The sequence below is a fragment of the Bradyrhizobium sp. 23 genome (genome assembly GCF_023073295.1).
GTDB lineage: Bacteria > Pseudomonadota > Alphaproteobacteria > Rhizobiales > Xanthobacteraceae > Bradyrhizobium > Bradyrhizobium canariense_D.
The window spans coordinates 743,524-748,709 of sequence record NZ_JADPJF010000148.1; the positions used below are offsets into that span (position 1 = coordinate 743,524).

Annotated in this window: 8 protein-coding genes; 4 read left to right on the forward strand and 4 right to left on the reverse strand. The window is 61.6% G+C overall.

Translation table 11 applies throughout. The features are described from left to right. The coding region (locus IVB32_RS36910) for an FGGY-family carbohydrate kinase (RefSeq protein ID WP_247412993.1) at positions 1-526 on the forward strand (526 nt) is incomplete at its 5' end. 306 nt (positions 527-832) lie between these two features. Here the strand turns inward: IVB32_RS36910 and IVB32_RS36915 are convergent. Continuing rightward, the gene (locus IVB32_RS36915) at positions 833-1,759 is read right to left on the reverse strand and encodes a hypothetical protein (RefSeq protein ID WP_247412994.1); all 927 of its coding nucleotides are present in this window, start codon (positions 1,757-1,759) and stop codon (positions 833-835) included. A gap of 67 nt (positions 1,760-1,826) precedes the next feature. Here IVB32_RS36915 and IVB32_RS36920 point away from each other — a divergent pair, with 67 nt between their 5' ends. Further along, positions 1,827-2,090, forward strand: a complete 264-nt coding sequence (locus IVB32_RS36920; protein ID WP_247366751.1) for a hypothetical protein — start codon at positions 1,827-1,829, stop codon at positions 2,088-2,090. Positions 2,091-2,269: 179 nt separating this feature from the next. Here IVB32_RS36920 and IVB32_RS36925 read toward each other — a convergent pair whose 3' ends face one another. Both IVB32_RS36925 and IVB32_RS36930 read right to left on the reverse strand, forming a co-directional pair. Further along, entirely contained in the window at positions 2,270-2,872 is a 603-nt protein-coding gene (locus IVB32_RS36925; protein ID WP_247412995.1) for a hypothetical protein, read from the reverse strand. Between the two features lie 4 nt (positions 2,873-2,876). Further along, a complete protein-coding gene (locus IVB32_RS36930) occupies positions 2,877-3,290 on the reverse strand; it encodes a hypothetical protein (RefSeq protein ID WP_247412996.1) in 414 nt (137 codons plus the stop codon). Positions 3,291-3,594: 304 nt separating this feature from the next. Between IVB32_RS36930 and IVB32_RS36935 the strand changes: the two genes are divergently transcribed. Further along, positions 3,595-3,894, forward strand: coding sequence for a hypothetical protein (locus tag IVB32_RS36935; protein ID WP_143273925.1), 300 nt, complete (start codon positions 3,595-3,597; stop codon positions 3,892-3,894). 92 nt (positions 3,895-3,986) lie between these two features. Here the strand turns inward: IVB32_RS36935 and IVB32_RS36940 are convergent, their stop codons facing one another. Continuing rightward, positions 3,987-4,340 (reverse strand): response regulator, encoded by a 354-nt coding sequence (locus IVB32_RS36940; protein WP_346283663.1) that lies wholly within the window; start codon positions 4,338-4,340, stop codon positions 3,987-3,989. 208 nt (positions 4,341-4,548) lie between these two features. Here IVB32_RS36940 and IVB32_RS36945 point away from each other — a divergent pair, with 208 nt between their 5' ends. Further along, complete coding sequence (locus tag IVB32_RS36945) at positions 4,549-4,767, forward strand: response regulator (RefSeq protein ID WP_018458793.1); 219 nt, start codon at positions 4,549-4,551, stop codon at positions 4,765-4,767. Positions 4,768-5,186: the final 419 nt, after the last annotated feature.

Sequence of the window (5,186 nt, forward strand, 5' to 3'; positions counted from 1 at the left end):
CGGTGCCGAAATGCTCCCGGATTTGGTCGGCCAGCTTCATGTCGTCCCCGAATTCCTCGGCAATCGAGCGCCGTTCGCCGATCCCGGCGCGCGCGCACTGATTGCGGGCCTTGATATGCGCTCGGATCTGGAGAGTCTGCTCGCGCTTTATCTTGCAGGGCTTTGCGGCCTCGGCTGCGGGGCCCGGCAGATCGTTCGCGCTCAGCAAGACAACGGCATTGCGGTCGATACGATCGTGGTCAGCGGCGGTGCCGCAAAGAGCCGCCTCGTGCGGCAGGTCCTCGCCGATATGACGGGTTTGACGGTCGCTGCGCCAGCCTCTCCGGAGGCCGTCCTGCTCGGCTCCGCGATGCTTGGATCAGTTGCCTCGGGCGACCATTCCGACCTCAGTGAGGCGATGCAGGCGATGTCGGTCTTGGGAGACATCCATCAACCCCAGGCCGCTTTGGCAGGCTGGGTTGATCAGCGCATGGGAGCCTTCGAGGCTCTGCAGAAGGTCGGCCGGGCAATTAGAAGAGCTTCTTAGCTCTTGCCAACTGGACCCGGCACCAAGCACGGCATCTGACCCGGGCCGAGCCGCGATCCTAGACTATCCGCGGTTCGGAGAGCCCATGGGGCAAGTTCGTGAACGGTGACCGCCAATGAGGCAGGACCGCTACATCCCGGCACGACGCATCTGGTCGCGGACCTGACGGAGAAGTTCGACGACATCAACTCGCTCGTCGCGGCCAAAGGCGGGTCGCCAGCGTCAGGGGGCGGCTGAAGGGATCCTGTGGGCGGGGAGGAACCCGGGTCTCGCCCCGCTGTAGGCGGGGCGAGATGCCTGCTTTTCTCAGATGAGGAAGTCGGTCGGGTGCAGGCTCGCGGCGTGGACACCGTCGAGTGTAATGGTGTCGCTCGCCGATACATGAATCACGGCATCGCCGTCGGCATTGTCGCTGATCAGCTTCGACAGCGCCGTCCAGTCCGTAAAGCCGTAATCGTGCAGGTTGATCAGATCGTGCTCGGTCACGGTGCTGCAGGCCGCCTTGTTTCCTTGATCGAAGTCGGTGATGAGGTCGTTGCCGGACCCGGTGTTGAAGACGAAGGTGTCGCTGTTTCCGCCGCCCGAAAGCTGGTCATTTCCGGCGCCCCCGTTGAGCATATCCTTGCCGCCGGTGATCGAGCCCGGTGTTGCGGGATCATAGACCTTCGCATCGCCATACAGAAAGTCGGTGGCCGCTCCGCCGGTGAGGATATCGTTGCCGCCATGGGCATTGCCGGACATGGTCGGAGCGTCGCCGAACAGCAGATCGCGCGCATCGTCGGTGTACTCGGTGCTGATCTTGACCTTGAGGATGTCGTCGCCACCCTGTGCGTTGTCGGTCAGGGACGTGGAGGAATCTCCCGACAGCGACGCACCGGCCCAGACGTTTTCGCCGCTCATGGTCAAGATGATGTTGTCGTTGCCGCCATGCGCATCGCCGCTGATGGAGCCGATGGCATCGCCGCTGGCTCTCGCTGAACCCTCCCGGGTGTTCAAGCTGATGTCGAGCGTGTCGTTGCCGCCCTGCGCCGTGCCGCTCATGGAGCCATCGGCATCGCCGGCGTACACATTGTCGAAGCCTCGCCAGCCCACAGCGCCCGTGATGGTGTCACTGCCGCCGTGCGAATTGCCGGACATGTCGCCGGCGACATCGCCGAAAGCATGCACGTTGGTGTACATCGAGTGGTCTTGGGTATCGATCGTGTCGTTGCCGCCCCTGGCGTCGTCGGTCATCGCCTGGGCATCGCCGACCACGAGGGCGGCGTTCCAGCCGTAATTGACGTTGACCGTGAGCGTGTCGTTGCCGCCGTGGGACTGGCCATGCAGCGTCGTGTTGTCGTCGCTCTGCTTCGGGCTGAGTGATGGTTGCGGTCACGGTGTCGTTGCCGCCCCAGGCGTCCGTGGTGGTCGGAAAGTTCGGATCTCCGATGACGGTTTCGATTTGGCCAAATTGGTCGAGCAGGATGTCGATGGTGTCGTTCGGCAGATGCTGCATGGCGTAACTCCCATTTCATTGTCGGAGGCGGGCCTGACATCGGCAAAACTCTTGCGCGACGTGCTGTGACCACGCTTCACGGAGACGAATCTAGTTTTGGTCGATGGCGGAGATTTGCTGGAATTCGGGACGGAGTTTGTTCGCGACAGGTTTCGCTGCGCCGTGCGGCGAAACTGGTCGTTGCGCACTCGCGATTGCGATGTCGCCCCGCGCGTCGGGGTACGACATCGCCGCTTTGATTTATTCCCTCAGATGATGAAGTCGGTCGGATGCAGGTTGGCCGCGTGAATCCCGTCCAGCGTGATCGAGTCGTTGCCGGAGAGATGAATCACGGCATCGCCGGAAGCATTGTCGCTGATCAGACTCGACAGCGCCGCCCAGTCCGCGAAGCCGTAATCCTGCACATCGATCAGATCGTGTTCCGCTGCGGTGCTGCCGACGGCCTTGTTGCCCTGATCGAAGTCGGCGATCGTGTCGTTGCCGGAGCCGGTGCTGAAGGCGAAGAAGTCGCTGTTTCCTCCGCCCCACATCCAGTCGTCGCCCGCTCCGCCGTTCAGCGTGTCGCTGCCGCCGGTGATCGAGCCTGGCGTCGCCGGTTCATAGATTCCTGCATCGCCATATATGAAATCCCGGCCGACGCCGCCATTGAGGATATCGTTGCCACCATGAGAATGACCGGCCATGATCGGCGCGTCGCCGTACACTGACGAGACCGCATCCGCGTACTGGCCTTCCATCTTGACGGTCAGGACATCGTCGCCGCCCTCGGTAAGATCCATCAGGGACGTCGACGAGTCCCCCGACAAGGTCGCGCCGGCTATGGCGCTGTCGCCGTTCAAGGTGACCGTCATATTGTCATTGCCGCCTTGCGCAGGCCGCGCAGGGCGCCGATGGCGTCGCCACTGACGGTCGCCACGCCGTCCGTGGTGAGCACGCTGACATCGAGCGTGTCGTTGCCGCCGTGCGAGGTGTCATCATGGAACCGCCGGCATCGCCGGCGAACAGGTTGGCGCCACCGCGCCACGCGATCGAGCCGGTTATCTCGTCATGGCCGCCCTGCGCGTTGCCCGACATGTCCCCCGCGACGTCGCCGAAGGCCGAGACAGTGGTATAGACCGTGCCATGGGCATCCGCGACGATGGTGTCATTGCCGCCCTTGGCGTCGTCGATCATCGATTTAGCATCGCCCACCACGAGAGCGGTGTTCCAGCCGCCGCCGATATCGGCGAACAATGTGTCGTTTCCGCCTTGCGAGTGACCAAGCAGCATCGACTGGTCATCGCCGAAGATCGTGAGCCTCGTATTGAGCTCGGTGACGTTGCCGTCACGGTGTCGTTGCCGCCCGAGACGTCCTTGGCTGCGGGAAATCCGAGATTTCCGTACCCAAACTGGTCAAGGATGACGTCGAAGGTATCGTTCGGCAGATGCTGCATGGCGTAACTCCCATTTCATGTCGGTAGCGGGCCGGACGTGTGCACCAGTCTTGCGACACGCTTGATCGACACGGTTCACCGGAAGCAAATCTGCCCTTGGTAAATGGCAGAGATTTGCAAGAATTCAGGAGAGAGTTTGATTGCTCGCATCGATCTGCGGTCGCGGCCGCGAGAAAGAGAATGTTGATGGAACTGTCGGCGAGGATCTACCGCCGATTGGCGCGTTCGAGTGCGAGCTTACTTCTCCTCTGGTTGGGATGAAGTGCCGCTTTCGCCGTCGTCATTTCCTCGATCAAGTCGGCGATACCGTCTCTCGCGATCTTGTCAGTGACAAGAGACAACAACCGACTATGGCGCGCGATCTTGTTGTCGATCTCATCGCATTTGCCGCACGTGAGCATACCCTGCGCTATTGCAGGCGGAGCGAACGAGGCAACTGAGACTAAAAAATGTTCATTGCCGAGCTTCGTTCCTGCCGCCATGGACGGTTGGGACGCTGGCTTGCTGTGCGAGCCAGTGACGGCGGCGGTTTTTACTTGTGCGTCGGTGGGACCTCATTGAGGAGCTTCGAGACCGCAGTGACAAGCTGGGCCGGTGCAAACGGCTTCTGCAACAGGATGCTATTTGGGACGCCCTGCGAACCCCAATCGTTCGCTGCAGCGCCCGTCATGTAGACCACGGGAAACGTCGGCTCTCGTTGTCTGAGCTGTCTGGCCAATTCCCAGCCGCTGAGCGTGCCCTTGAGGAGGTTCACATCCGCGACGACCGCCCGGTACTCCTTCATTCCGCTTCTGAAGAGAGTCAGGGCTTCCTCGGCAGACGAGAGGATGTCAGTCGCGAAGCCTGCCTCCAGCAGGGCTTCCTCGACACCGCCTGCAATGGGTATTCATCCTCCACCACCAAGATGAGAGGCGACGGCGCTGTCATGTTCACTCCGTCTCGGAACGCTGAACCTACTATGTTGCGGCGCTTTGTTCCCTGAAAATGTGTCCAAAAGTGAACATAGGCCGATCCGAGGGCCCCAGGGAGCTGGCCGGCTGCATGGCGGATATCAAGGCCGACGAGACGGAGCATGGGCGCACTCTCAATCTTCCGTGGTGGAGGACGTAGCGCCGATCCGCATGATGGTCTGCGACATGCTGGAGGAGTTGGGCGACAAGGTCATCGCCGAAGCAGGCACCCTGAAGGAAGCGATCGAAGTCGCGCGGGTGGCTGACTTCGATCTGGCCATTCTCGACCTGAGGCTTGCCGATGAAACAACTGAACTGGTGGCGGAGATCACTCGTGGTCGCGGGTTGCAATTTTTCTCCTGACCGGCCACACATCCGATGGATTGCCGGGCGGCTTCCGCAATGCTCCCCGATTGGAGAAGCCCGTCCTCTGCTCCGCGCTCGCGGAGATGATCGAAAACTGCGCCAGGTCTTGACCAGCGAACAGGCCGCTCGCGGGGAGTTTCACGCTGCCAACTTGCCCTTCGCCAAGCTTTCAAGATGTTTCCACGCCAAAGCGGCCCTCAACCACTTCAAACGCTCGGCAGCACAGGTCGCGGCGACCGCTTTGCGCATTGCGGCGATGGCCTCTGCTTGATGGTCAAGGTCTCCGGTCATCGGAGCGATCATTCGCTCGAATTATTAAAGCCGACGAAAATTTACGGCCCGGAAAACTACCGGCTTGCCCCGCCGTGGAGCCTCCATCCAAGCCCTGTGCTCGCTCAGTCCGGCGCCATCCGCTC

What these genes read in the sequence shown, in the direction of transcription:
- IVB32_RS36930 (WP_247412996.1), bottom strand. Translation starts at nt 3,290, where the DNA reads ATGCTGCTTGGTCACTCGCAAGGCGGAAACGACACATTGTTCGCCGAT.
- IVB32_RS36925 (WP_247412995.1), bottom strand. Translation starts at nt 2,872, where the DNA reads ATGACGGTCACCTTGAACGGCGACAGCGCCATAGCCGGCGCGACCTTG.
- IVB32_RS36915 (WP_247412994.1), bottom strand. Translation starts at nt 1,759, where the DNA reads ATGACCGACGACGCCAGGGGCGGCAACGACACGATCGATACCCAAGAC.